Source organism: Enterococcus sp. AMC2644, assembly GCF_058216475.1.
The window spans coordinates 2,272,899-2,297,112 of record NZ_CM177095.1; the positions used below are offsets into that span (position 1 = coordinate 2,272,899).

At 34.0% G+C, this 24,214-nt stretch carries 29 protein-coding genes; 18 read left to right on the forward strand and 11 right to left on the reverse strand.

Translation table 11 applies throughout. The features are described from left to right. Positions 1 to 6: 6 nt before the first annotated feature. Positions 7 to 1,710 (reverse strand): sensor histidine kinase, encoded by a 1,704-nt coding sequence (locus tag AC4BC5_RS11065; RefSeq protein WP_490495445.1) that lies wholly within the window; start codon positions 1,708 to 1,710, stop codon positions 7 to 9. Next, positions 1,707 to 2,414: a response regulator transcription factor gene (locus AC4BC5_RS11070; RefSeq protein ID WP_490495446.1), complete on the reverse strand. Its 708-nt coding sequence runs from the start codon at positions 2,412 to 2,414 to the stop codon at positions 1,707 to 1,709. Before AC4BC5_RS11070 ends, AC4BC5_RS11065 begins: the two co-directional genes overlap by 4 nt. A gap of 131 nt (positions 2,415 to 2,545) precedes the next feature. Between AC4BC5_RS11070 and AC4BC5_RS11075 the strand changes: the two genes are divergently transcribed. The 5 genes from AC4BC5_RS11075 to AC4BC5_RS11095 all read left to right on the forward strand — a co-directional run bounded on the left by AC4BC5_RS11075 (position 2,546) and on the right by AC4BC5_RS11095 (position 5,936). Further along, positions 2,546 to 3,010 (forward strand): 2-thiouracil desulfurase family protein, encoded by a 465-nt coding sequence (locus tag AC4BC5_RS11075; RefSeq protein ID WP_490495447.1) that lies wholly within the window; start codon positions 2,546 to 2,548, stop codon positions 3,008 to 3,010. After that, positions 3,011 to 3,349: a putative DNA-binding protein gene (locus AC4BC5_RS11080; protein ID WP_490495448.1), complete on the forward strand. Its 339-nt coding sequence runs from the start codon at positions 3,011 to 3,013 to the stop codon at positions 3,347 to 3,349. Positions 3,350 to 3,364: 15 nt separating this feature from the next. After that, on the forward strand, positions 3,365 to 4,786 hold the full coding sequence (gene ffh / locus AC4BC5_RS11085; RefSeq protein WP_490495449.1) for a signal recognition particle protein: 1,422 nt from the start codon (positions 3,365 to 3,367) through the stop codon (positions 4,784 to 4,786). A gap of 54 nt (positions 4,787 to 4,840) precedes the next feature. Next, positions 4,841 to 5,674, forward strand: a complete 834-nt coding sequence (locus AC4BC5_RS11090; RefSeq protein ID WP_490495450.1) for a S66 peptidase family protein — start codon at positions 4,841 to 4,843, stop codon at positions 5,672 to 5,674. A gap of 73 nt (positions 5,675 to 5,747) precedes the next feature. After that, positions 5,748 to 5,936: a CsbD family protein gene (locus AC4BC5_RS11095; protein WP_490495451.1), complete on the forward strand. Its 189-nt coding sequence runs from the start codon at positions 5,748 to 5,750 to the stop codon at positions 5,934 to 5,936. 101 nt (positions 5,937 to 6,037) lie between these two features. Here AC4BC5_RS11095 and AC4BC5_RS11100 read toward each other — a convergent pair whose 3' ends face one another. Genes AC4BC5_RS11100 through AC4BC5_RS11110 form a run of 3 tightly spaced genes read right to left on the reverse strand, consistent with a single transcriptional unit; the run spans position 6,038 to position 8,546 of the window. After that, positions 6,038 to 7,273 carry a hypothetical protein gene (locus tag AC4BC5_RS11100; protein ID WP_490495452.1) on the reverse strand — a complete coding sequence of 412 codons (1,236 nt, stop codon included), beginning with the start codon at positions 7,271 to 7,273 and terminating at the stop codon, positions 6,038 to 6,040. Next, complete coding sequence (locus AC4BC5_RS11105; RefSeq protein ID WP_490495453.1) at positions 7,270 to 8,163, reverse strand: ATP-binding cassette domain-containing protein; 894 nt, start codon at positions 8,161 to 8,163, stop codon at positions 7,270 to 7,272. Before AC4BC5_RS11105 ends, AC4BC5_RS11100 begins: the two co-directional genes overlap by 4 nt. After that, positions 8,160 to 8,546 carry a GntR family transcriptional regulator gene (locus AC4BC5_RS11110; RefSeq protein ID WP_490495454.1) on the reverse strand — a complete coding sequence of 129 codons (387 nt, stop codon included), beginning with the start codon at positions 8,544 to 8,546 and terminating at the stop codon, positions 8,160 to 8,162. The genes AC4BC5_RS11105 and AC4BC5_RS11110 overlap by 4 nt, the downstream gene beginning before the upstream one ends. A 141-nt stretch (positions 8,547 to 8,687) precedes the next feature. Here AC4BC5_RS11110 and AC4BC5_RS11115 point away from each other — a divergent pair, with 141 nt between their 5' ends. Beyond that, the gene (locus AC4BC5_RS11115; protein WP_490495455.1) at positions 8,688 to 9,224 is read left to right on the forward strand and encodes a dihydrofolate reductase family protein; all 537 of its coding nucleotides are present in this window, start codon (positions 8,688 to 8,690) and stop codon (positions 9,222 to 9,224) included. Positions 9,225 to 9,550: 326 nt separating this feature from the next. Then, complete coding sequence (locus tag AC4BC5_RS11120) at positions 9,551 to 10,579, forward strand: glycoside hydrolase family 18 protein (protein ID WP_490495456.1); 1,029 nt, start codon at positions 9,551 to 9,553, stop codon at positions 10,577 to 10,579. Positions 10,580 to 10,763: 184 nt separating this feature from the next. Here AC4BC5_RS11120 and AC4BC5_RS11125 read toward each other — a convergent pair whose 3' ends face one another. Next, on the reverse strand, positions 10,764 to 11,315 hold the full coding sequence (locus AC4BC5_RS11125; protein ID WP_490495457.1) for an NADPH-dependent FMN reductase: 552 nt from the start codon (positions 11,313 to 11,315) through the stop codon (positions 10,764 to 10,766). Between the two features lie 66 nt (positions 11,316 to 11,381). Then, positions 11,382 to 11,591, reverse strand: coding sequence for a helix-turn-helix domain-containing protein (locus tag AC4BC5_RS11130; protein ID WP_490495458.1), 210 nt, complete (start codon positions 11,589 to 11,591; stop codon positions 11,382 to 11,384). 214 nt (positions 11,592 to 11,805) lie between these two features. Here AC4BC5_RS11130 and rpsP point away from each other — a divergent pair, with 214 nt between their 5' ends. The 7 genes from rpsP (at position 11,806) to AC4BC5_RS11165 (ending at position 16,658) form a co-directional block, all read left to right on the forward strand. Further along, entirely contained in the window at positions 11,806 to 12,081 is a 276-nt protein-coding gene (gene rpsP, locus AC4BC5_RS11135; protein ID WP_016175618.1) for a 30S ribosomal protein S16, read from the forward strand. A gap of 11 nt (positions 12,082 to 12,092) precedes the next feature. Beyond that, complete coding sequence (locus AC4BC5_RS11140; protein ID WP_490495459.1) at positions 12,093 to 12,338, forward strand: KH domain-containing protein; 246 nt, start codon at positions 12,093 to 12,095, stop codon at positions 12,336 to 12,338. 156 nt (positions 12,339 to 12,494) lie between these two features. Further along, the gene (locus AC4BC5_RS11145; RefSeq protein ID WP_490495460.1) at positions 12,495 to 12,755 is read left to right on the forward strand and encodes a hypothetical protein; all 261 of its coding nucleotides are present in this window, start codon (positions 12,495 to 12,497) and stop codon (positions 12,753 to 12,755) included. A 37-nt stretch (positions 12,756 to 12,792) separates the two neighbouring features. Further along, positions 12,793 to 13,674 (forward strand): hypothetical protein, encoded by an 882-nt coding sequence (locus AC4BC5_RS11150; protein WP_490495461.1) that lies wholly within the window; start codon positions 12,793 to 12,795, stop codon positions 13,672 to 13,674. 133 nt (positions 13,675 to 13,807) lie between these two features. Then, a complete protein-coding gene (locus AC4BC5_RS11155; protein WP_490495462.1) occupies positions 13,808 to 14,668 on the forward strand; it encodes a VOC family protein in 861 nt (286 codons plus the stop codon). Between the two features lie 148 nt (positions 14,669 to 14,816). After that, the gene (locus AC4BC5_RS11160; protein ID WP_490495463.1) at positions 14,817 to 15,494 is read left to right on the forward strand and encodes an ATP-binding cassette domain-containing protein; all 678 of its coding nucleotides are present in this window, start codon (positions 14,817 to 14,819) and stop codon (positions 15,492 to 15,494) included. A 12-nt stretch (positions 15,495 to 15,506) separates the two neighbouring features. Then, the gene (locus AC4BC5_RS11165; protein ID WP_490495464.1) at positions 15,507 to 16,658 is read left to right on the forward strand and encodes an ABC transporter permease subunit; all 1,152 of its coding nucleotides are present in this window, start codon (positions 15,507 to 15,509) and stop codon (positions 16,656 to 16,658) included. A 211-nt stretch (positions 16,659 to 16,869) separates the two neighbouring features. On the opposite strand, the gene AC4BC5_RS11170 is transcribed toward AC4BC5_RS11165, so the two are convergent. The 3 genes from AC4BC5_RS11170 to AC4BC5_RS11180 all read right to left on the reverse strand — a co-directional run bounded on the left by AC4BC5_RS11170 (position 16,870) and on the right by AC4BC5_RS11180 (position 18,164). Continuing rightward, a complete protein-coding gene (locus AC4BC5_RS11170; RefSeq protein ID WP_490495465.1) occupies positions 16,870 to 17,250 on the reverse strand; it encodes a hypothetical protein in 381 nt (126 codons plus the stop codon). Between the two features lie 13 nt (positions 17,251 to 17,263). Continuing rightward, on the reverse strand, positions 17,264 to 17,458 hold the full coding sequence (locus AC4BC5_RS11175; protein ID WP_490495466.1) for a helix-turn-helix transcriptional regulator: 195 nt from the start codon (positions 17,456 to 17,458) through the stop codon (positions 17,264 to 17,266). A 112-nt stretch (positions 17,459 to 17,570) separates the two neighbouring features. After that, a complete protein-coding gene (locus AC4BC5_RS11180) occupies positions 17,571 to 18,164 on the reverse strand; it encodes a TetR/AcrR family transcriptional regulator (RefSeq protein WP_490495467.1) in 594 nt (197 codons plus the stop codon). 183 nt (positions 18,165 to 18,347) lie between these two features. Here AC4BC5_RS11180 and AC4BC5_RS11185 point away from each other — a divergent pair, with 183 nt between their 5' ends. Genes AC4BC5_RS11185 through AC4BC5_RS11195 form a run of 3 tightly spaced genes read left to right on the forward strand, consistent with a single transcriptional unit; the run spans position 18,348 to position 21,338 of the window. Next, complete coding sequence (locus AC4BC5_RS11185; RefSeq protein ID WP_490495468.1) at positions 18,348 to 19,232, forward strand: ABC transporter ATP-binding protein; 885 nt, start codon at positions 18,348 to 18,350, stop codon at positions 19,230 to 19,232. A gap of 16 nt (positions 19,233 to 19,248) precedes the next feature. Next, complete coding sequence (locus AC4BC5_RS11190) at positions 19,249 to 20,862, forward strand: ABC transporter permease (RefSeq protein WP_490495469.1); 1,614 nt, start codon at positions 19,249 to 19,251, stop codon at positions 20,860 to 20,862. Between the two features lie 47 nt (positions 20,863 to 20,909). Continuing rightward, a complete protein-coding gene (locus AC4BC5_RS11195; RefSeq protein ID WP_490495470.1) occupies positions 20,910 to 21,338 on the forward strand; it encodes a universal stress protein in 429 nt (142 codons plus the stop codon). 71 nt (positions 21,339 to 21,409) lie between these two features. Here the strand turns inward: AC4BC5_RS11195 and AC4BC5_RS11200 are convergent, their stop codons facing one another. Next, entirely contained in the window at positions 21,410 to 22,885 is a 1,476-nt protein-coding gene (locus tag AC4BC5_RS11200) for a helix-turn-helix domain-containing protein (RefSeq protein ID WP_490495471.1), read from the reverse strand. A 756-nt stretch (positions 22,886 to 23,641) separates the two neighbouring features. On the opposite strand from AC4BC5_RS11200, the gene amaP reads away from it, so the two are divergent. Beyond that, positions 23,642 to 24,205, forward strand: coding sequence for an alkaline shock response membrane anchor protein AmaP (gene amaP / locus AC4BC5_RS11205; RefSeq protein ID WP_490495472.1), 564 nt, complete (start codon positions 23,642 to 23,644; stop codon positions 24,203 to 24,205). Positions 24,206 to 24,214 lie beyond the last annotated feature (9 nt).

Genomic DNA, 24,214 nt, shown 5'->3' on the forward strand with positions numbered 1-24,214 from the left:
TTCCTCCTAGTTAATTGGTAAGAACACATGGAATGTCGAACCAACACCTAAATGGCTATCCACGTGAATACTTCCCCCTAAAATTTCTACGTAATCTTTGACAATTGCTAATCCCAATCCTGTACCGCCAGAATTACGAGCACGCGCTTTGTCTACCCGATAAAAGCGCTCAAAAATTCTTCCTTGTTCTGCCTTTTCAATTCCGATTCCAAAATCTTGGACATAAAAGACTAAGCCATTTTTTTCTGCAAAGTGAATCTTAATTTGTCCTTGAGGCAGGGAGTAATTAACAGCATTTTCAACCAAATTTTTACAAATAGGATAGAATACTTCCACTTTAGTTGTAAAAAATAGCTGTGCATCTCCTTCAAGGGTAACAGTAAGTTGTTTTTCTTCAATTACTGGAGCGTAATCTGCTAAAATTTGTTGGAAAACTTGTTCCACATTAATCGTTTGAATATGGTAGTCAATGTCGGCACTTTTTGAAAGCTGGATGATTTCTTGGATTAAATTTTCTAAACGATAAGCATCTTTTTGCATAATTTTTAAAAAGGCAGTTAATGTTTCTGGGTCATCTTTTGCCCCATCCAGCAATGTTTCTGTGAAGCCGATTAAGGAAGTAACTGGTGTCTTTAGCTCATGAGAAACATTTCCCACAAAATCTTTCTGTAGCTTTTCTAGCTGTCGAATTCGAGTTAAATCATAAGAAATCCCAAGAATTTGTTTAGCTTCTTCAAAATAGCGCAAAGTCACATCTAAGACTCGTTCATGGGAAGTTTGAATCTCTTCTTGAATAAAAGGATGTCCTTCATTGATTTGGTAAATCATTTGAATCAGCTGTGTATCTGTGATTGTTTCAGTAAAAGAACGTTGTAAGGGAGCCGCAAAATTACCAAGCTGCTCTTGCATTGTGGCGTTCATTAACAATAAACTACCTGCTTCATCAATAATAAAAACACCAATCATCAATTCATTTAAAAGTGTGTACAATCGTTTCTCACTGGCGCTATACGCTTGATACGTATGGCTCATTTGTTCACTCAATAAGTTAACGCTTTGATACAATTCTTCCCATTGTGGCGAAGATTGCATAATAATTTCTGGATTATCGGGCTGTTCTAACATTTTTTTTATAACTGGTACAATTGTTTCAACGGGGCGATTACGGCGTCGTAAAATTTGTAAAATAATTCCGCTTAGTATCACCCAAAATAAACTGTAGACCAGAAAAATTGCTTGCTTCATTTTTTGAGCACTTGGCAAGAAATTTGCAGTCGGTTCAGCGATGCGAATAATCGCTTTTAATTGTCCATCTTCTTTAATTGGAATTGCTACATAGAGCAATTCTTTATGTAACGTTGGACTTATTCGAATGGCACGCCCTAAGGAACTACCTTTTAATACAGCATTTACCTCTGGTCGTTTGGAACGTGTACCAGACAATGTTGAATCATACGTATCAAACACAATATTGCCTTTTTTATCGAGGGAAGTAATTCGTTCATCAGAGTCGATAACGTATTGTTTCGCAATTTTTTCTAATGATTGATCACTTGCAGAGAGTCGGATAAATAAATTTGCTTTTTGTTCTAAATATGTTTCGTGCTGCATTAATACCTGCTGATCATAAAAATTACGGATAAATTGCCAACTACCAATAAAGATAGCAAAAAGTAAAAGTAACCATCCAAGGTAATTTTGTTTTTTCATCCTTCATTTGGCTCCAAAAATTTATAACCAAAGCCACGAACGGTTTGTAGATATTGAGGATGTTTTGGGTCTTGCTCAATTTTTTCACGTAAATGACTAACATGAACGTCAACAATCCGACTTTGTCCATCAAAATCAAAATGCCAAATTCTTTCTAATAATGTATCACGGTCAATGACTCGACCTTTCCGTTTCATAAAATAGACAAGTAATTCAAATTCTTTCGGTGTTAAAACAATGGATTTATCTCTAACTGTTACATGGTAATTTGTTACATCGGCGACAATATCACCAACGATTAGTTCTTCTTGGCTTTCTTCTTGATTGGCTTGCTTACGGGGCTCCATCCGGCGGAAAATAGCTTTCATGCGAGCTAATACTTCTCGTGGACTAAATGGTTTTGTCAAATAATCATCTGCCCCAATTTCCAAGCCCAAAATTCGGTCAATTGGATCATCTTTAGCAGTTAAAACTAAAATGGGGGTTTCAATTTTCTCTTGACGTAATTTTCGTGTGATTTCAATCCCATCTAAATTAGGTAACATCACATCTAAGATTAAAAAGTCAAATGAATGTGTTAAGGCAAGTTCGTAGCCTTCTAATCCATCACTAGCACTAGTCACTTGATAACCTTCTTTTTCTAAATTAAATGTTAATAAAGTAACGATGGATGGCTCATCATCAACGATTAAAACTTTTTTCATGAGGAAACTCCTTGTAAAGCATATTTTTGAAACTAGGTATATTTTACCATGAATACACGCTTGGGACTATTGTCTGACCTAAATAAATGTTATAATATAAAACGACTTTAGTAGAAGTGAGGCGTGACAAAATGATTGGTATTAGTGCGTGTCTAGGTGGTATTTGTTGCCGGTATGACGGCAAGCATCAAGAAGTTATCGGTTTGAGACAACTAATTGAAAAAAAACAAGCCATTCGTGTTTGTCCAGAAGTCCTGGGTGGGTTACCTATTCCGCGTGATCCTGCTGAAATTGTAGGAGGGAATGGCTTTGATGTCTGGGAAGGAACTGCCCATGTATTAACCAATCAAGGCGAAGATGTGACTGAAATGTTTAAAGCGGGAGCCAAATGTGCGTATGGTAAATTACAAGCACAAGGAATTACCCAACTTATTTTAAAAGATAAGAGTCCATCTTGTGGCAGCCAAGTAATCTATGACGGAACATTTTCAGGAACTAAAGTTCAAGGAGTAGGCGTTGCTACAGCATATTTTATTTTGCAAGGAATGACCGTTCAATCGGAAGTTCAATGGTTAGCACAGCAAGGAGGGGAATAGATGGAAATCGAAAAAACAAATCGGATGAATGCTCTCTTTGAATTTTATTCAACATTGCTGACTGAAAAACAAATGAATTATATGGAATTGTATTATGCAAATGACTTCTCTTTGGGTGAAATTGCAGAAGAATTTAATGTCAGTCGTCAAGCAGTTTATGATAATATAAAGAGAACCGAAAAAATTTTAGAAGACTATGAACGAAAACTACATATGTTTTCTGATTATATCGTTCGTGGTGAATTATTGGATCAATTAAATGACTACTTAGCCAAGCATTACCCGCAAGACGAAAAGCTGGCTGGTTTTGTGCGAGATATACAAGAAATCGAAGAATAAAGGAATGAATAAAAGATGGCATTTGAAAGTTTGACAGAACGTCTGCAACAGGCGATGAGCAAGCTTCGTAAAAAAGGCAAAGTCTCTGAAGCAGATGTAAAAGAAATGATGCGTGAGATTCGTTTGGCATTGCTAGAAGCCGACGTTAACTTACAAGTGGTAAAAGAATTTACAAAAAATGTACGTGAACGTGCTGTTGGAGTAGAAGTTTTAGAAAGTTTATCTCCTGCGCAACAAATTGTAAAAATTGTAGATGAGGAATTAACCAAAACATTAGGGTCTGAAGCAGTAGGTATTGAAAAAAATCCTAAAATTCCAACTGTAATTATGATGGTCGGTTTACAAGGTGCTGGTAAAACAACATTTGCTGGTAAATTAGCTAACCATTTAATCAAGACAGAAAAAGCTCGTCCGTTAATGATTGCTGGTGACGTGTATCGTCCAGCGGCGATTGATCAGTTGAAAGTTCTAGGTCAACAATTAGATGTTCCTGTTTTTGATATGGGAACGGATGTTAGTCCAGTGGAAATTGTTCGTCAAGGGATGGAGCTAGCACGTGAAAAGAAAAATGATTATGTATTAATTGATACAGCGGGTCGTTTGCATATTGATGAAGCTTTAATGGATGAGTTAAAACAAATCAAAGAAATCGCTCAACCTAATGAAATTCTGTTAGTTGTCGATGCAATGACTGGTCAAGATGCGGTGAATGTTGCAGATAGTTTTAACCAACAATTAGGTATTACAGGGGTTGTCATCACTAAATTAGATGGTGATACTCGTGGTGGGGCAGCGCTATCTATTCGTTCAGTCACTGGTGCACCAATTAAGTTTACTGGTACAGGTGAAAAATTAACTGATTTAGAAGTCTTCCATCCAGACCGTATGTCTAGTCGTATTCTAGGTATGGGAGATATGTTGACGTTAATTGAAAAAGCGCAACAAGATTACGATGAGCAAAAAGCAGAAGAATTAGCGCAAAAAATGCGTGAAAACAGCTTTGACTTCAATGATTTTATTGAGCAATTTGAACAGCTAGAAAATATGGGTCCCTTAGAAGATTTAATGAAGATGATTCCTGGAATGAGTCAAATGCCAGGGTTAGAGAACTTCAAATTAGATCCTAAAGATGTTGCTCGCAAGAAAGCAATGATTTATTCAATGACGCCAGCTGAGCGTGAAGATCCCGATTTATTAAATCCAAGTCGTCGTCGCCGAATTGCTGCTGGTTCTGGTAATAGTGTTGTTGAAGTCAATCGCATGATTAAACAATTTAAAGAATCACGTAAAATGATGCAACAAGTTTCAAAAGGAAACTTAAACAATATTCCAGGCATGGACCAAATGTTTGGTGGCGGTGTTAAAGGTAAGCTTGGTAAAATGGCAATGAACCGTATGGTGAAGAAAAACAAGAAGAAAAAGAAAAAACGTAAATAAAAAATAGCAGAGTCAACAGAGATGTTGGCTCTCTTTTGGTAGAGGAGAAATAAGATGCAGTTAAAAACAGGTGATACAATTGCGCTGGTTGGTAATTCCAACCCTCAAACAAATCCGCAAGAAGTCAAGCAGTTACGTACATTGCTTCAAGAAATGGGTCTTACGGTTATCGAAAGTCCACTATTATTTGATGATGTAATAACCAATACTAAGGACAAGGCATCTGTGCTACAAAATTATTTTGAAGATTCTACCATTAAAGCTATTTTTGACATTTCGGGTGGAAATCGTGCAAATAGTGTCTTGCCTTATCTAGATTATGAAAAATTGGCAAAACATCCAACTCCTTTTTTTGGTTACAGTGATTTGACAACTATTTTAAATAGTTTGTTAAATCAGCAATCTACTGAACTATTTCAGTTGAAGACAATACTTTGGGATGAGACTGGAAAGCAACATCAAAAATTTTATGAAACGTTTTTTGAAGAGAAAACAACGTTATATGATGTTGACTGGGAATTCATACAAGGAACAGAAATTCAAGGCAATGTTATTGGTGGTAACATTCGGTGCTTCCTTAAATTATCAGGAACACGTTATTTACCCGACCTAAGGAATAAGGTTCTATTTCTTGAAAGTTTTGGTGGAGATAAGAATGCAATTTTTTCTATGTTGCATCATTTATTTCAACTGCCAAATGTAGAAAAAATCAATGGTATTTTATTAGGAACTTTTACTAATTATCAGAAAGTAGAAAGTTATCCTATTGAAGAATTGGTAAAAGACGTGTTATCTTTTGATGTGCCTATTGCTAAAACACTACAAATTGGACATGGAAAAGATTCTCGTGCACTTTCTTTAGGAAAAGATATTCAATTACATTCGTGACTATCATATCATTGGTTCTTTCTAAAAAAGGATGTTATTATAAAGATACATTCATGAAAAGGAGAGATACACTATGGTAAACAAAGAACAAGTTGAAGGTAAAGTAACCGAAGCTAAAGGGAAAGTAACTGGTGACGACTCCGAAGAATTAAAAGGCAAAATCAAAGAAAAATATGGTGAAGCCAAAGAAAAAGCTGAAGAACTAGTGGATGATGTTGCTGGTAAAGTGAACGATTTATTTGATAAAAAAGATAAAAAATAAAATCTAATAAAAAAATCAGAGAGTGTGCAAGCACAGTCTCTGATTTTAGACAAATAGATTGAGAATCTCTATTTTAGAGGTTTTCAGTCTATTTTTTTTGTTTATAATTTTTGTTGCATACGTAAGTCACGTTTGGCAAACCACCAGTTACGGATATTGTGAGAATAGACGAGTGTAACACTGGTAGTTATTATCAAAGCAGTTTGTATAAGCAAGTCTCTCCAAATATATGGATAGTCATTGGGAACGGTATTTGTTAAATTAATATTCAATAATCCAAAGAAAATGAAACTACCAATAATTATAGAAAGGCAGACCGGCAATCGGATTTCTGGTGACGTAACAAATTGTCCGTTATTTTCCAGAGAAACTTTATGGAAAATCCGTTCACTGAGATATAAAAATAATATGCTAACAAGTAACATCGCAGCTAGAAAAGTTAACGGAGTACCGGTTTTTCCAGGAATATTAACCAGAAGAGCCGATAATGAAATAAAGCGAACTTTTGGGAAAAAATTCGTGATTAATAAATTTAAGTTTGAATAAGCCCAAGTCGAATTTTCTACTAAAAGAAAAATACCTGCAAGGGTAGATAAAATACTAAAAACCAGATTTCCTAACATTGTTCCAAATAAACTACCAGCTGTCAGTGCAAAAACCAGATAGATCCAATGACTGAATCCAGAATACAGCAATTGCGTCAAGGTCACGTTCATATAAGGTTTTGGAATTCCCAAATAAATAGTTATCAGATAGATAAAAGTGACGAGAGCTAAACATCCGAGTAGTGGCAGTGCCAAATAGACTATTTTTCCAAGAAATAATTCTCGACGTTTGAAAGAAAGTGAGAATAAAAAACGATTGAAATTTGTTTTTTGATCAATAAAAAACAAGAGAAAACCTAAACAAAAAACTAGAAAAACAACTAAAGAGATATCATTATAAAGTGTTGTTACATAATGATTTCCAATTTGATAGGCATTGTCATCATCTTCCAGTAATGCAATCGAATCATCTGGATGGGCAGATAGTGTTTCTTCAGCAGATGGCAGGTAATGACTTTGGGATTGATAAAAAATAGTTAGCGAGCTATCGCGATATTCTTGAATTGATCTATAATAAACAGGAGTTTCGTAATGGTACTCTTTAATCTGATAATCTTTATCTTTATTATAAATTTGACTAAACTTTGCTGAGTACAAATAATCTTTTTGTTCATGCCAAGAATGAACAGAACTAATTCCTGAGCCAACATAAATTAATGTAAATAAACCTATCAAAACAAGTAATATTTTTCCGTAACGTTGATAATAAATATTTTTAAGTAGTGGATTCATACGTACTTCAACTCCTTCATCAGTGACTCGTTTGCTAAATTTGCTTCAAATAAATCTTCTAATGTTAATGGTAACTCTTCAAAAATGATTGGTTCTAATGCATTGATTTTATTTGCTAATTCATCAGTAAAATTCTCAAATAGAGCGGTAACTACGCGACCTTGGAAATCAAGTGCTTTGGAATTTTGTTTGATTAAATCGGGAACTTTTTTTGTTTTAAAGACCATTTGAATTTTTTTAGCTTGTTCACGAACATCTTCCAACCGATAATCGTGTGTAATTGTGTTGCCTTTTAATAGTAAGGCACGGTCAATGATACTTTCTAATTCATTGAGATTATGTGACGCAATCAAAGCTGTTCGTTTGGTCTCACTCATATTTTCTAAAAGTAAACCAATAACTTTTTTTCGGACAATGACATCTAAACCATCAAAAGGCTCATCCAATAACAAGTAGGTTGCATTTGAAGCGATAGCCAAGATCATTTGAAAGAGCCCTTGCATTCCTTTAGACATACGATTATAAGCTAGACGTAAAGGTAATTGATGTTCTTTCATCAATGCTAGAAATAAATCTTGATCAAAATTTGGGTAGGCTGATTGATAAAATAAATTAATTTTTTTCAAAGAATAATGACCTAAAAAATTTTCTTTTTCATCAATATAAAAAATATGCTGGCGTTCTTTAGGAAAGTGTTCGATATTTTCATGGTTAATCGTTATTTCGCCGCCATCACTATAATAATGACCAGCAATTGTTCTAAAAAGTGTTGTTTTCCCTGAACCATTACGCCCGATAAGTCCAACAATTTCATTTGTTGTTAAATCAAAATTGATATCTTCTAAAATCGGTTTTTGATCAATCTTTTTGGTAAGATGTGAGACCTTCATGCTTGTGAACCTCCTAAGTCTTTTTTAGCTTGTGTTAGCCAAGTTTGAATTTCTTCATCGGTAACTTGTAAATGTTTAGCTTCAATCACTAAAATGTGGAATTGTTGCTGTAATTCTCGGATTTTTTGTTCATCACGAGGCATATTTTCTTGCCTCTTTACGAAAGTACCTTTCCCTTGAACGGTTATTAGTACTTGTTCTGATTCAAGTACTTTATAGGCTTTACTCACAGTATTAGGATTCATTAATAACTGTTTAGCCATTTCACGCACTGAAGGTACTTTTTCACCAGGTTCTAAAATACCATGAAGAATATCTTCTTTAATCCCGATGACTAGTTGCTCATAGTAGGGACGACTGCTGTTTTTATTAATTGTAACCATGGCGTGTTCCTCTCTGTATGACTTGAGTGTACTATATACAGTCATACACTTATTTATGTGTACTATTATGCGTGGTACACTTTGGATTTGCAAGCTTTTTTTACATATTTTTGTTAAACTAAGAGAAAAAGGAGGAAAATCATGCGTAAAATTGTGTTTTACGGTGCTATCAGTTTAGATGGTTATCTAGCAGATGAACAGGATAATTTGCAGTGGTTGTTTGATACGGATTTAGCAGGCGTGTCAACTTATGAGTCATTTGATAAACAGGTTGATACAGTTGTTATGGGCAGAATAACTTACGAAGAAACAAAGAAAATTTTAGATGGTGAACCTTTTTATGTAGGAAAAGAAAAAATTATTTTTTCACGAACACGATCAGGAGAAGTGGAAGAAGGTCGCTATGTTTCTGATAACCCTATAACTGTTCTAAAAGAGCTACAAAAACAAGAAGGTAATATGATTTGGATTGTGGGCGGTGGTGGTTTATTTACAGAGTTGCTAGCAGCCGATATGATTGATGAGTTTTGGATTCAGATTGCTCCGGTACTTTTGGGAAGAGGTAAACGCTTATTCGAAGAAGGTGATTACCAGAAACGTTTGGAATTTGTAGAAACTACACAAATGGGCGAATTAACGGAATTACATTTTCGGAAAATAGCAACAAATAAACAATAGCCAAAAAACACATATTGAATAATTGAAACCCTTTTCTTAAGATAGAACTTAAGGAAAGGGTTTTTTTAGGAAAAGAAGGAGCAAAATGACAGCAAATTACAACGAAATGTTCTTTGATAATGGTTATGAAACAAGTTAGCAGCACTGGACAATAGTAATTGAATGATTATTTCCTTATTAAACGAAATGTCTTCTTTATCAGGTTTATTGATGTTGTTAGAGCAATCATTGAAAGATGTATATTGTTACATTGCTTATCTTTTCCATCACAACATTTAGGGTTACAAGAAGCAGCCGCTTAATTATACGAAAGAAGAGGTGTTTACATGACAGAAGTAATTGCTTATCTAGACGACAATAAAGAATGGAAGAAAGAAGATATTGTAGCAGAGGATTTAACTTGTATTAACTACGCGTTTGCTAATATTATTGGTTTAGAGATTGTTCGAGAGTTAAAGAAAATTCATTTGATTAATGAATTAAAGATTGAATACCCTCATTTAAGAACGTGTATTAGTATTGGGGGATGGAGTGCAGATGGTTTTTCAGAGGGAGTGGCAACAAAAGAAAATCGCCAAATATTAATTAAAAATTTAATTAACTACATGCAAAAGTATCAATTTGATGGAATTGATTTGGATTGGGAATATCCAGGGATGGATCTTGCAGGAATTAAAGCATCAACAGACGATGCTCAAAATTTCTTGTTTTTTGTACAAGAATTGCGACTTCAATTAGATAAATTGAGTGAGGAAAATCAAAAAAATTATTGGTTAACAGCAGCTATCGGTGCAGAGAAAAAGTTACTAGATACAATGAGTCCGAATGACCGCTATGACTATATTGATTCTCTCGATTTTGTTAATGTAATGACTTATGATATGCGGGGGAGCTTTACTAAAATTGCAGGGCATCATACTAACCTAGCATCCTATCATCAGTTAGAAGGAGAATTGAGCGCACAGCAAGCAGTGAAAAATTTACAGGCAAAAGGTGTGCCAGCTCATAAAATTGTTATTGGAGCAGCTTTTTATAGCCGTATATGGACAGGCTTTCCTAAAAATATTGTTCATCCGATAGGGTGTCAGGCGGAGACTTATGGAAATCAAACAGAAGATTATCAAATGCTGAAACATAAATTAACAAAATATCCAGAATATACATTTTGGGACAATGAAGCGCAAGCGCCATATTATTTTGACGGAGAAGAATTTATTTCTTATGATGATTTACAATCAATGAAAGAAAAAGCTCTCTACGTCAAAGAAAATAATTTACGAGGGCTTATGTTTTGGGAATATTCTTTAGAACTTGTTGATTTATTACCACCAGCTGCTGAAATTCTACGTAGATAATAACTAATTAGAAGCTATCAAATCGTATCTTTTACACTCTTGCAAGTTGTAAGAGTGTTTTTTAGTTAGTCTAGGAAAGTAGCTGAATTTATCTTGAGTAGGACTTTAAAAAAAACTAAAAAGTGAATAGCGATAACTGCTACTCACTTTTTAGTTTTTTAAGATTAGTCGCCTAGAAAGTTCTTTAGGCTAATTTTTCAAAAAATTCAATATACTTGTTAGTAATTAATTGGAAGAAATTAACTGTATCGTCAATAAAAGTACCATCTTCATTTAATAAATTAGTAACATTACCAATATAGGCTTCTGGTTGTTGCAATGTTGGCATATTTAAAAAGACTAAAGACTGACGTAAATGATGGTTAGCGCCAAATCCACTAATCGCTCCTGGAGAAACACTCACAACTAAAGCAGGTTTTCCATCCCAAGCGCTTTCGCCGTAAGGTCTTGAACCTACATCAAGTGCATTTTTAACTGCTGCTGGAACTGAACGATTGTATTCAGGTGTGAAGAAGTACACGCCATCAACGGTTTTAAGTTCTTCTCTAAAACGTGTCCAACTTTCAGGAACGCTGCCTGCTACATCTAAGTCTTCATTGTAAAGAGCTAAATCACCAACTTCGATAAACACTGCTTCATAGCCTTCTGGTAACAATGTTGCAAATGTTTCTGCTGCTTTACGGTTAAATGAATCTTTACGTAAACTGCCGACGATAATTCCAATTTTTTTGCTCATGATAATTCCTCCTTTAATGTTTACATCTCTATCTTACTAAAAGTTAGTTAAAAAGACAAAAGATAACTACTCCTCTTTTTTATATTCTAAAAGATCACCAGGCTGACAATCTAAAATACGGCAAATTGCTTCTAAAGTTGAAAAGCGAATGGCACTGACATGCCCATTTTTTAGTTTTGAAAGATTAACTTTACTAATTCCAACTTTCTCAGATAATTCGTTGAGACTCATTTTCCGATCAGCCATTACTCGATCAAGTCGCAAGATAATTGCCATTTTATAGCACCATCCTAAAAAATTATTTCTTGTTCATTTTATTTTAGCAATCAATTTAATGAATAACAAATAATAATTAATGTTTATCGTTAAAAATAAAAGAATATATAGTTTTTTTGAAAAAAAGTTTAACGTGTAAAGAAAAAACTCTTTACACCTTTGGGAAAAACTGTTAAACTAGCTCTTGTGATTAAAACCAATGGAGGTGTAAATAATGGCAGTAAAAATTCGTTTAAAACGTATGGGTTCTAAAAAGAGTCCTTTTTACCGTATTGTAGTAGCAGATTCACGTTCTCCTCGTGACGGACGTTTCATCGAAACAGTAGGTACTTATAATCCTTTAACAAACCCAGCTCAAGTAACAATCAAAGAAGATTTAGTTCTTGATTGGTTATCAAAAGGTGCGCAACCTTCTGATACAGTTCGTAACTTACTTTCTAAAGAAGGCGTTATGAAAAAACATCACGAAGCTAAATTCTCTAAGAAATAAGGAGATAAAGTATGAAAGATTTGACAGATTTAGTCTTAACAATCGTTCGTCCTTTAGTAACCAAGCCTGACCAAATTTCTTTAGAAATTGTGGAATCAGACGATTTCTTTGAATACAATTTATCTGTTGCACCGGAAGATATTGGTCGCATCATCGGTAAACAAGGTCGTGTAGCAAAAGCTATTCGTACAATCGTTTATGGGGTGCGTACAGAAGGACCTAAGAAAGTTCGCCTAAATATCTTAGACGGTAAATAAGCATAAACACCAAGTTATCTTATATAGGATAACTTGGTTTTTTTGTTATTTTTAATGAGAAACTAATAAAAATTTTGTATGAAAAATCAGTCTTTAGCACCATGTTCCTTGACCAAATTCCAAGGATAATAGAAAATAAAGAGAGGGGGCGATTAAATGGAACAACTAATTGCTTTAATTATCGTAATTTTACTTATTGTGTTTATTATCAAAGTTGGTTCAGCCATCTGGCGTTTATTAGGAATTTTATTGTTGGCCTTTCTTGTGTGGGTTTTCCGAGCGGAGATTCTAGCACAGATTAATGACTGGGCACGGACGTTAGGTTCTGAGGGTTTTTTAGAGCAGGCAAAACAATTTTTTGTAAGTATTTGGGGAAATTTAGTTCGATGGTTTGGTGATTTTATTGATCAATTTTAATCACCACTAGTAATAGATGAAAGAAGAGGCGAGAAGGATGAAAAAAATAGCATTCGTTGGTATTCCGATGTTTTTACTCTTATTGGTGGGATGCGGACAAAATAGCGAGAAACCAGAAGAAACAGTAACAACAACTGAAACCGAAGTAGCAGAAACAACTCAGACAAGCGATTCATCAAAAGCAGAATCAAGTACGCGAAATACTACAGCTGAGGGGTCAACGACAGCAGAAACGAATGCATCTACATCGATCGTTGAATCAGAAACAAAAGAAACATCGACAGCATCATCTGAAACTCCCGCATCAAGTGAAGAAACGACAGATGCAATGACACAATTACAAACGAACTTTCCTAATGTTGCTTTTCCAACAAATGTTCCACATACACAAGGAAATTTTGTAAATGTTGCAAGTTCAGGTGATGAAAACGAATTATCAGTTTTGTATTATGATATGTCCGAATCAATGATTTTGAATAAGAAAGAATTGAATTTTGAAACACCTATAGCACGTTTCCAACAAGCCGTTTATCCATCAGAAACGGAAGCAAAAATTGCTGTGGAGTTACGTGTAGATACGAGTGGTCAACCAGTTGATTTAGGTTATAACATTACTGGTTATCAACAAGGAGCTGCTGGATCTTCTTATGTAGCATGGAAAGAAGGTAATTGGAACTTGTTAGTACGTGCAAACAACCTTGAACAACAAGATCCAGTAGCGATGGCCAAACAAGTTGTGGAATATCTTGAAGTAGCCTTATTACCAGCACCACAACATATTGGTCAAATTACTATTGATATGGGTGGTTCTGGCTATGAAACGAATCTAGTAACATGGCAAATTAACAATGTCGTATATACTATCAATCACCAAGACCCAATGGCAGCTTTAAAAATGGCTGTTTCAACCTTACAATAGCTAAAAAAATACCGTTGAAATTTTTCAGCGGTATTTTTTAATTACAAATTTTAGCTATCTTAAGCAAATTTATAACACTTACATTTAGTAAGTGTTATAATGAGGTGAAAACAGATGAAAGAGGGTACATAAGATGACTATTCAACAAGCAAAATTTCAACTATCTGAACAAGCACATCCAGGAATTGTTGCTTTAAAAGTAGCTGATTTACAAAAGATGACACAGTATTATCAAGGGATTGGTTTACATGTATTAGAAACAACGCAACAACAAAGTATTTTGGGTGTAGAACAAACGCCACTATTAATTTTAGATCAAATCGCCTATCCTAATGCACTAACTCGCAAAACAGGTTTGTATCATGTGGCATTTCTATTGCCAACCAGAAAAGATTTAGGGAACGCACTTTTTCACTATATTACAGCTAAAATCCCTATCTTAGGAGCTAGTGACCACGGATATAGTGAAGCATTGTACCTTACCGATCCGGAAGGGAATGGGATTGAAGTTTATCACGATAAACCAATGTCTGAGTGGGACATTCGTGAAGACGGAGAAATTGTAGGTATAACTATTGAGATGGATGCTGAAGGCGTGTTAGCTGCTGGAGATCGTAGTCGTAAAGATTTTCCTAAAGGAACAAAAATTGGACATGTTCATTTAAAAGTGGCCGATTTAGAAACAACTGAAACATTCTATACTGAAATTTTAGGCTTTTCATTGAAAAGTGACTTTGGGCAACAAGCAAAATTTTTTGCAGCAGGGAACTATCACCATCATATTGGCACAAATATTTGGAATGGTCGTCAATTACCACCAATGGATGCGCAAGATTTAGGTTTGGAATATGTGACTTTTTTTGTAAATAGCCAGACAGAACTTGATAGATTAGAAACAAACTGGCAAGTAAAAGAAGTCCTTTATGAAAAGCTAGACAATCAATTACAAATTATTGATCCAAATGGTATTAGTTTTTATTTTCAAGCACAGTAATACCGAATAATTCATAACAAAACACGAAACAATTTCTTAAAGAAAAAAGAATTGTTTCGTGTTTTTTGTTTGTATTTTGGAACATTAATGACTAGAAATACGATTTAATGGTAAAATAAAGCACAATAAGTCATAACGAGGTGAAAAAATGTTAGAAGTAAAACAAGTACATGTCGCATTTAAGAATCAATTGATTTTAAACAATGCCTCTTTTACTATTGAAGATAGTGCGATTGCTTTTTTGATTGCACCAAACGGTATGGGGAAAACGACATTACTCAATGTTATTTGTGGTTTATTACCAAGTAAAACAGGTGGCATTAAGTGTAATGGTATTTCTTTACGTTCTAAGCGTCGGGCTTTTTTGCAACAACTATTCTTTGTACAAAGTACAGAAGATTTATTTGGTAATTTAACAGTGAAAGACCACTTACACTACGTGAAAAAAATGTGGCAATCAACAATAGATATAACACATATATTAAAACAAGTGGGACTGATAGATAGTCAAAATAAGCAAATCAAGCAATTGCCTTTGGATAAAAAGCAACTTGTATTATTAGCGATGGCGATTGTCAGTGATGCCTCTGTTTTACTAATGGATGAACCATTGAGTGGATTAGATATGGAAACAACACGAAAATTTGAGGAAATTTTTATGGAATTACGTGAACAAGGGAAAACGTTACTAATTACTTCTCATCAGTTAGATAGTGTTGCGCGAATGAGTACGCACCTATTATTTTTTAAAGACCAACAAATTCTAACTGTTGAAAACATGGGACAAGATATCACAATGCAATATGCAGAAATGTATTTAACTTAGGAGATGAATGAGATGTTTGAACAAATGCGTATAGAAGTGAAGCGCTATATAAAATCAAGGTTTGCATTTTTCTCTTTTTTATTATTAACATTGCTTTTTTTTGCAAGTTTATTTAGTGGAACGGTGAAAGAAGAAACGCAACAATTAACAAATTTGGGCGCCATTCAAGAAACCATATCACAAGTACAAGCGAAAGCTAATCAATTATCAAAAGATAAACAAATAGAAGAAGCGGATCGTGAAAAAGAACGATTAACATATTTGGAGCCGCTGGTTTTAGACTATTCATCAACAGGTGATGCTCAAAAACGGAATGAATTAAATTTAGCATATGCCAATTTTAATTTACAAGAACTTGTTGCAGGACGCCAAAAAGAGATTCAATTGATTCCTTATCCCGATAAAGAACATGAGATTACGCAAGCTACCTTGCAACAAGATGTTTTGTATTATCAATATCTTGTGGATCATAAATTAACGGAAGTGCCGGATAGTAGCAGGCAACCAGCGGTCAATTATTTATCCAATCAACTTATTTATCGGCTGTCGTCCACTTTATTATTTGCTTTTTTAGCCATTCAGGCAGCACACTTCTTTATGATTGATAAACGCCAAGGCTCAATCCGTTTTCTTAATGTACTACCGATTTCCAAGCATAAATTAGTCATGAGTAAAGTTTGGACATTCTTTTTATTGAATACAAGCTTGTTTATAGTGGTGGCAGTTATCGCTTTAGCAGTAGTCACCATTTTAAATGGATTTGGTCATTTAAGTACACCGATTGTTCAATCAATGGTTGGAAAAACGGAAGTAGCAACTCTGGGAGAATTCTTACTTGCATATAGCAGTCTTTTTATCGCAGGTGTTTTCTTCATATCTATGTTTAGTGCGTTTATTAGCTTGTTTACTCGCCATTTTATTTCGCACATAGCTTGGTTATTTGCTCTATTGGTGATTGTACAGTTTGGCTGGTTGCAAGCGAACAATGCCCATGAATGGTTTTATTATCTCCCATTCCATTATTTAGATATTTCAACAATGTTATTTGGTGAAACTTCGATGTTTATGCATCCCGTCGGATTAGGTGTTGTTATTTTAGTTGACTGGGCAGTGGTCTTTTATGTATGTATTTTATTGACATTTGGTTTCCGCAAACGCTTATAAACAAACGTCTTATGTAGAGCTTGTAACTACATAAGACGTTTTTATTTAGGGAATAGAAGATGAGGATTATAACTAGTAAGTCAAGAAACGAGTGCTCAGGGTGCAGAAGGAAGATTAAAAATTGAAAGTATTGTAGTTTTGTAACATAAGGTTATTAACAATGAAATATATCACCTATACAAAGTTAGTAGATTTATATAGATGTTTCATTTCATTTATTTAATTGAGCCACTCGAATAAGATAACCTACTAGAAAAATAAAACCGCTAGCAAATACATAGGCAAAATAATAATTTTTAGTATATATATATATAATGATACTAAGAAGCAATGTAGCAGTAAAGAGCATTAAAAGAGTGATACTCCACAAATCATGTCGCTTTTTGTTTAGACCATTTGTTAATAGAATCAAAGTTAGTTGTTGAACACAATAAAGGCCGATTACAACAAAAAATGCTACCATTTGTTTTGTTGCTGCTAAGCAAATAGAAACTAGTATAATCATATAAGGGCTAGCTGCTAGTATATAATACGAGGCGTCTTTTAAATTCTGTTCTTCACGTTCATCTCGTTTATTTTGAAACCAATTCATCTTATTTACCTCCTTATTTATCAAAAATAAATAAATCTTCAATCAAACAATTAAATACTTGAGAAAGTTTGTATGCTAATTGTAGAGAAGGATTGTATTTTCCTGTTTCTAAAAAATAGATAGTTTGGCGAGAAACATTTACTAATTTAGCCAATTCTTCACGTGTCAGACCTTTTTTCTCTCTTTCTTTTTCTACAAGGTTTTTCAAATTTTACCTCCTTTGTTAAGTAAGTTTAACAGCCTCCTTTCGTTAAGTTTACTTAACGAAAGGAGGCTTGTCAACATAAAATACACAAAGACATTTACAGCCTTCGTGTGTGTTACTTAGGTGCCATCCCTGCTAAAAGAATTTCTGTCCATTCCTCAGTATAAGGCAACATTCGTTCATAGATAGCTGGATGTGACATGCCTTCAACTAGAGATTGAAAATATAGAATTAAAAATTCGTCTGAATATTTTAAGTCAACTTTGCCTTCTTTACGGCCACGGTGAAAGAGATCAAGTAGCATATCAATACTTTCTTTTGTATATTTTTCCATCAAGATAGACAAACCATTTTCGTTTTTTTCGGTCATATAAACCATCATATCTAAATAAAATTGTTTGCTAATTTGATTAATTGCGCGCATTTTATTTTGGCTTAAGGCGATTAATGTTTCTTCAAAGGGGAGATTTTTTTCCATTTCAGCATGGGCTTGTTGGCGAATTTGATCGATAAATACTGCAAAAGTTTCATGAATCAACGTCTCCTTATTACCAAAATATTTAAAAATAGTAGTTTTACCAACATTTGCTTCTCTGGCGATATCTTCAATCTTTAAAGCTTGGATACCTTGTTTCTGATTAATCAAGGCAAAGGTAGTATCAATAATTTGTTGTCTTTTTTCTAATGCTCTTTTTTCAAATCCGTTCATCAAATATCCTCCATTAACAAACTTTTTTTAATTAATTGTTCGCAATTTTCTTTCCTATATAGTATAAGAAATAAATTACATACTTTCAAATAATTAAAGTTCATAACTTGATAAAAATTTGTTTGACGTCAGATTGGAAGCTCACTATAATGGGTGCATGCGTAAGCAAGGGAGGTTCAGAAAATGACAGAAGTAGTCAAAGTAAAAAATGTTCAAAAAAAATTTGGGAAATTCCAAGCATTGTCGGACGTTACATTTACTGTTGATGCAGGTGAAGTTGTTGGATTTATTGGTCCAAATGGTGCGGGAAAATCAACGACCATTCGGATTTTATTAGGAATTATCAATCGTCAAGCAGGAGAAGCTCAAATTTTTGGGAAAGATGTTTGGAAAGACAGCTTAGACATTCATAAACGAATTTCCTATGTGCCTGGTGATGTAGCTTTATGGGGAAGTCTAACAGGTGGCGAAATTATTGATTTATTTATGAAATTGCATGGAGGTGGAGACCAGCAAAAACGAGACGAATTGATTCAACGCTTTGAACTGGATCCCAAGAAAAAAGCGAAGAGTTATTCGAAGGGAAATCGACAAAAAGTTGGATTGATTGCAGCACTATCTGTTCACTCCGATTTATATATTTTTGATGAACCGACATCTGGTTTAGACCCGTTAATGGAAGCTATTTTTCAAGACGAAGTAGAAAAGTTGAAACATGCGGGAAAGGCGATTTTACTTTCGTCTCATATTTTAAGCGAAGTAGAACGTTTAGCAGACAAAGTCGTAATTATTCGGCAAGGCAAGGTCGTTGAAACAGGAACACTAAACGAATTACGCCATTTAACACGTTCAACAATCACTTTAGAAACAATCCAAACAATCAGTAATTTTGCACGAGTAGTCGGAGTACATGATTTTCAACCGCAAGATAAACATAATGCAGTTTTTTCGGCTGATAATCATTTTATTAATGACATCTTAGTTGAAGCTACCAAGTTAGGTGTAAAAAAATTTGAATCTGTCCCCCCAACGTTAGAAGATTTATTTATGCGTCATTATGAAGGATAGCTTAGGAGGGGAATAAATGAATGGAAAATTTGCTCGTAGCGGAGTATTATTTGTCCAATATTTGAAAAGAGATTGGACAAAAATTATTTTTTGGCTCATTGGATTAGGGATTTTTTCTGGTGGTTTTGTACCAGCTTTTGAAGAAATTTCTAAAGGGCAGGGCTTAGTTGGGATGCATGAAACCCTGAAAAATCCTGCGATGATTTCTATGGTCGGCACCACCACTGCAAAAAACGCTACCGATTACACGATTGGTGCTATGTATGCTCATACGATGTTACTTTTTTGTGCGCTATTTGCGATGATTGTTACTGCTTTGCATGTGGTTAGTCATACTCGTAAAGAAGAAGAGTTAGGTTTAACTGAGCTGATTCGTTCTTTCCAAGTGGGGCGCCAAGCTAATTCGTTAGCAGTTGTTTTCGAAATTATTCTCATCAATAGCATATTAACAATCCTCATTGCTAGCATGATGGGATTTTTTCAAGTGTCATCAATTGATTGGGAAGGTTCATTTTTGTTTGGTTTATCGATTGGTATAGCGGGTATTTTTGGTGGCCTTCTGGCACTCGTTTTTGCTCAACTTATGCCGGATTCATCTGGGGCAACTGGTATAACTTTGGGAATAATCGGAATACTTTATATGGTACGTGCAGGAACGGACGTCTCTAACGAGGATTTGACAGCGTGGAATCCGCTAGGCTGGACCTATCTAACATATCCTTTCACTGAAAATAATTGGATGTATCTTTCTTACTTACTGATAGGTACATTAGGCTTGTTTATCTTAGCAGTACTTCTAGAGAATTATCGGGACATGGGAGCTGGTTATCTACCTGAAAAAACAGGACGAGTGTATGCTAAACAGTCGTTACTTTCTATTCGTGGATTTTTGATTCGGATTAATCGGGGAATGATTGTCGGTTGGCTAGTTGCTTTTGCAGCATTAGGTGTTGCCTATGGGTCAATCTATGGCGATATGCAGAAATTTTTAGATAGCAATGAGTTGATGAAACAAATGTTTACACATACTGGCACTTCGATTGAAGCTTCTTTTACGAGTACGATTGTTGTTGTTTTAGTGATGTTCGTAGCCATTTTACCGATTGCGATTATCAATAAATTGTTTGCTGAAGAAACTCATTTACGCTTTAGTCAACTTTATGTAACGAAAGTAACGCGTGCAAAATTATTTGTAACAACTATTCTTTTAGCAATGCTAGTTAGTGTCATTGGTGTTTTTCTATCTGTTGGTATGCTTGGCGGAAGTGCTCTTTATGTAATGAATGAGTCTGCTGCTATCACCTTTTCTGATTTTCTAGCAGCCGGCTTTAATCTTTACCCAGTAATATGTTTTTTCATAGGGATCTCCGCTTTTCTTTTAGGTTGGTTTCCAAGATTAGGTATGGTGAGTTATATTTATTTAAGTTATGCGTTCATATTGGATTATTTTGGGGGGATTTTAGATTTACCTGATTGGTTTGCGAAAACGGGAATCTTTAAGTGGCTACCTAAATTACCATTGGAGGCTTTTGATTTTGTAGTTTTCAGTAGTATATTGGCAATTAGTTTTTCACTGATAATAGTTGGATTTTACGGGTACAAACACCGTGATTTATTGGAAGGTGCGTAGCTTTTTTGTTAAAATAAAAGAAGAAGCTATCCGTAGAAAGGATGTTAATGATGCATAAACATATATTAGCCGCAATTGATGGATCAGCAATGGAGCGTAAGGTTATTGCAAAAGCTGTAGAAGAAGCAAAGCTAAAGGAAGCAAGCTTGACAGTAGTCCGTATATTAGATACTCCTAGCTATTTATTGAATTCACCCCGTTTGATGAAAATGATGGAAGGTACACGCAAGTATTTAGTAGCAGAATTAGCTAGTATCAAACAAGAGATTGCCAAAACCTTACCCGAAGAAAAGTTATCAGTGGTGGTTTCTTACGGTAACCCTAAACAACAAATTATTGCCTATGCTCAGGAAACAGAACGAGCTATTGATTTAATTATCATAGGTGCAACAGGAGAATCTGAAGAAACACTTGCAGGTTCTACAACAACGTATTTAATTAATCGGGCACCGTGCGATGTACTGGTTGTGCGTTAAAAAAGGTTATTTCTGAGATAGAATAAAATGACCCCCAAAGTTAAATTTTTGGTTTAACTTTGGGGGTCATTTTATAATGGAGTCTCTTTTGTCTCTAATAAAGCAGAAGTTAGTTGAATAAGTGCTTCTTCAATTTTAGAAAAATCATTTTCAGAAATTTTAGAATTAATTAGAATAATTGGAACAAGGTTTTGGAAATTAGATAAATAATCATCCATCTCATTCAAAGCTGTTGAACTTAAAATAATATCAGCTTGATGGATATCAGTTGTAAATTCGATAAAATATTGATTACAAAAACGTGTCGAAACGCGAAATTCAATATGTTTTGTATATAAGAAAGTTAAGTCTGAACGAATAAAAAATTTAACTCTTGGAAAGAATATTTTTCGAGGAACGAGGTAAAAACATAATAATAAACTTTCAATTTTAAAATATTTATAAGTTGTTTCAGATGTTTTTTGAATAAATGTGTGCCATAAGCTATCGTATCTATCAAACAAAATTGGGTAAAGCATTTTTAGCTCATCACTATAACGAGTAGTGAAATTATTTAAACTATTTTCATCGGGTTCAAAAAAATAATTAGCCAATAACTGTTTCACAAACTTTTTATAGACAAATTCTTGTTGAATGTCTGTTAGCGGCAAAAACTTTTCTTCAAATAATTCAATCCAAATTTCAACGTCTTTCAACGGTAAAGTTTTTTCAAGAGCAGCTAAATTTACTTGAAGATGAAAATCAATAATGTCAGAACTATAAATAGCCATTACTAATAACAACCAGTCTTCATCTTTCCAATCTGTTAAGAAAGGTGGACGTTTTGGAGAAGCAAAACTTTCTAAAATTTGTTTCTCGTGTTCATTATAAATGAGTTGCCACCCATGTTTCATTGCTGAATGAGTAATAAACACCCATAGAGATAAAATTTCAATTGTTCGACTATTAGTATCAAGTGCTAAATATGATGCGATTTGTTCAGATAGTTGATTAATGGTCTCTTTATTTTCTGCCCAGGAAATAAAAGAAAATTGGCGATGAATAGTAAATAAAAAAACAAAGAAGAAAGAACGTAATTTGTATTCTTCACCATTAATCGTAATTTCATTGGATAAGGTGATGTGAATGTCATGTTTTTTTAAGGATGCATTAATTTCTTTAATTTTCCGCCGCAACTGTGATTCACTAATATAATGGCTATTGCAAAAGGTAAGTGTTGAAATTGAGCGCTTGAGTAATAACTGCTGAAGCAATTCATAACCTAGTTCCGCTGAAAAAATAGTTGCGAGTAATTTTTGATAGTTAATGCAAGCTTGCCGAATTAATTTAATTCCATTTCGTTGATCAATAATCAGTGTTGAAACATCAGTAGGATAGGTTTGTTCAATTTCTTCTTGTAATTCCCGACAAATTTTTTTAATCGTTGATTGACTATAGTCACCCACAATTTGTGTGAGTTCACGACTGGAAATAAACTGTATTTCTTCTTCTAAAGCAAATAAAATATTTTGTTTCAACCAGGCAGTTGAAGAAATTCCGTACATCATAATTGTTGGTCCTTTCCTGATACATACTTGAGATGGATAAAAGTTAAATAATTGTTATTTTAAATTTAGTTATAAATAGTATAGAAAAAGAAAAACACTTTTATTTTATATAAAACTTATGTGTCTTATTATACTTTTTTTCGATGGAAAAAAGATACTACTTTCATTGAATACCCACACTGGTGCAAAAGATGAAAGGGTTATGATAAGAAATATATCAAGTATTATGTTAAAATAAAAATTGTAAGCGGATACTTCGTTCTTGGAGCGAGATGATTACTGTGGTTACTAATTTAAACACTTTTTTATTAATTAGTATAGGTTGTATCCCTTGATAGGATGCGAACGAACGTATTTTTTTATTAATGGATTATCCAGTGTAGGTTAAAAAATGATGGTTATTTTGAAAAAAAGCGTTGTACAATGAATGTATCGATAACAAAGAGAGCAGCTATCAAGTAACATTCTAAGAATCATTTTAGACACTAGAGACACTATTTCTTTTGATTTAAAAATAATCATACGATAAATTTAGTTATCAATTTATGCGTATCCTTTTTTTTCAATAACAAAACATTATAAATTTGTTCGAAATTCGTACGTATTTTGATTTGCTGTTTGCTCTTTTTCGATTGCTCCATTTATCTCCATATATTATATATCATTTTAAAAAGGAATGCGTATTATTTTCTTTTAAGCAAAACTTGTATGATTTATTTTTAAATGCAACCATTTTTTGTAAAAAGAGGTGAAAGTATGAATAAGGTATGGAAGTGGCTAATAGGAATTTTTTTGCTCTTAACAATTAGTATTTTTACTTTTGTGATGATTGAAAATCAAACCGTAACGTATCTCCCATTTAATTTGCTTTCTATGTATGATTACCCACTTATTGGTGGCATCATCCCTTACTTTTTATTTTGGGGAAGTGTGATTTGCTCAATTATCCTTTTAGTCTTGCTCGTAGTGGTAATTTTTTATCCAAGCGCGAAGCATTCAATTACTTTGGAGGATGAAAATGGCAAATTAATAATTCAAAAAAAAGCAATCGAACATTTTGTTTTACAAATTGTTCGCAAGGAGCCTTTTCTTGAAAATCCCTCAGTTAAGGTAGTGATGCATAAGAAAAACATAAAAGTAAAAATTCAAGGGAAAATGCGGAAAGTAATTGCTGTTCCACAACAGCAACGCTTGTTGATTGAAGAGGTCACTGCTGAACTTAGACAATTGTTAGGAACCTCAGACAAACTAACGACAAAAGTTGTTTTAGAAGATTATCAAGAAACGAAAAAAAACAACGACTCTCATCGTGTAGAATAAAGGAGAGGA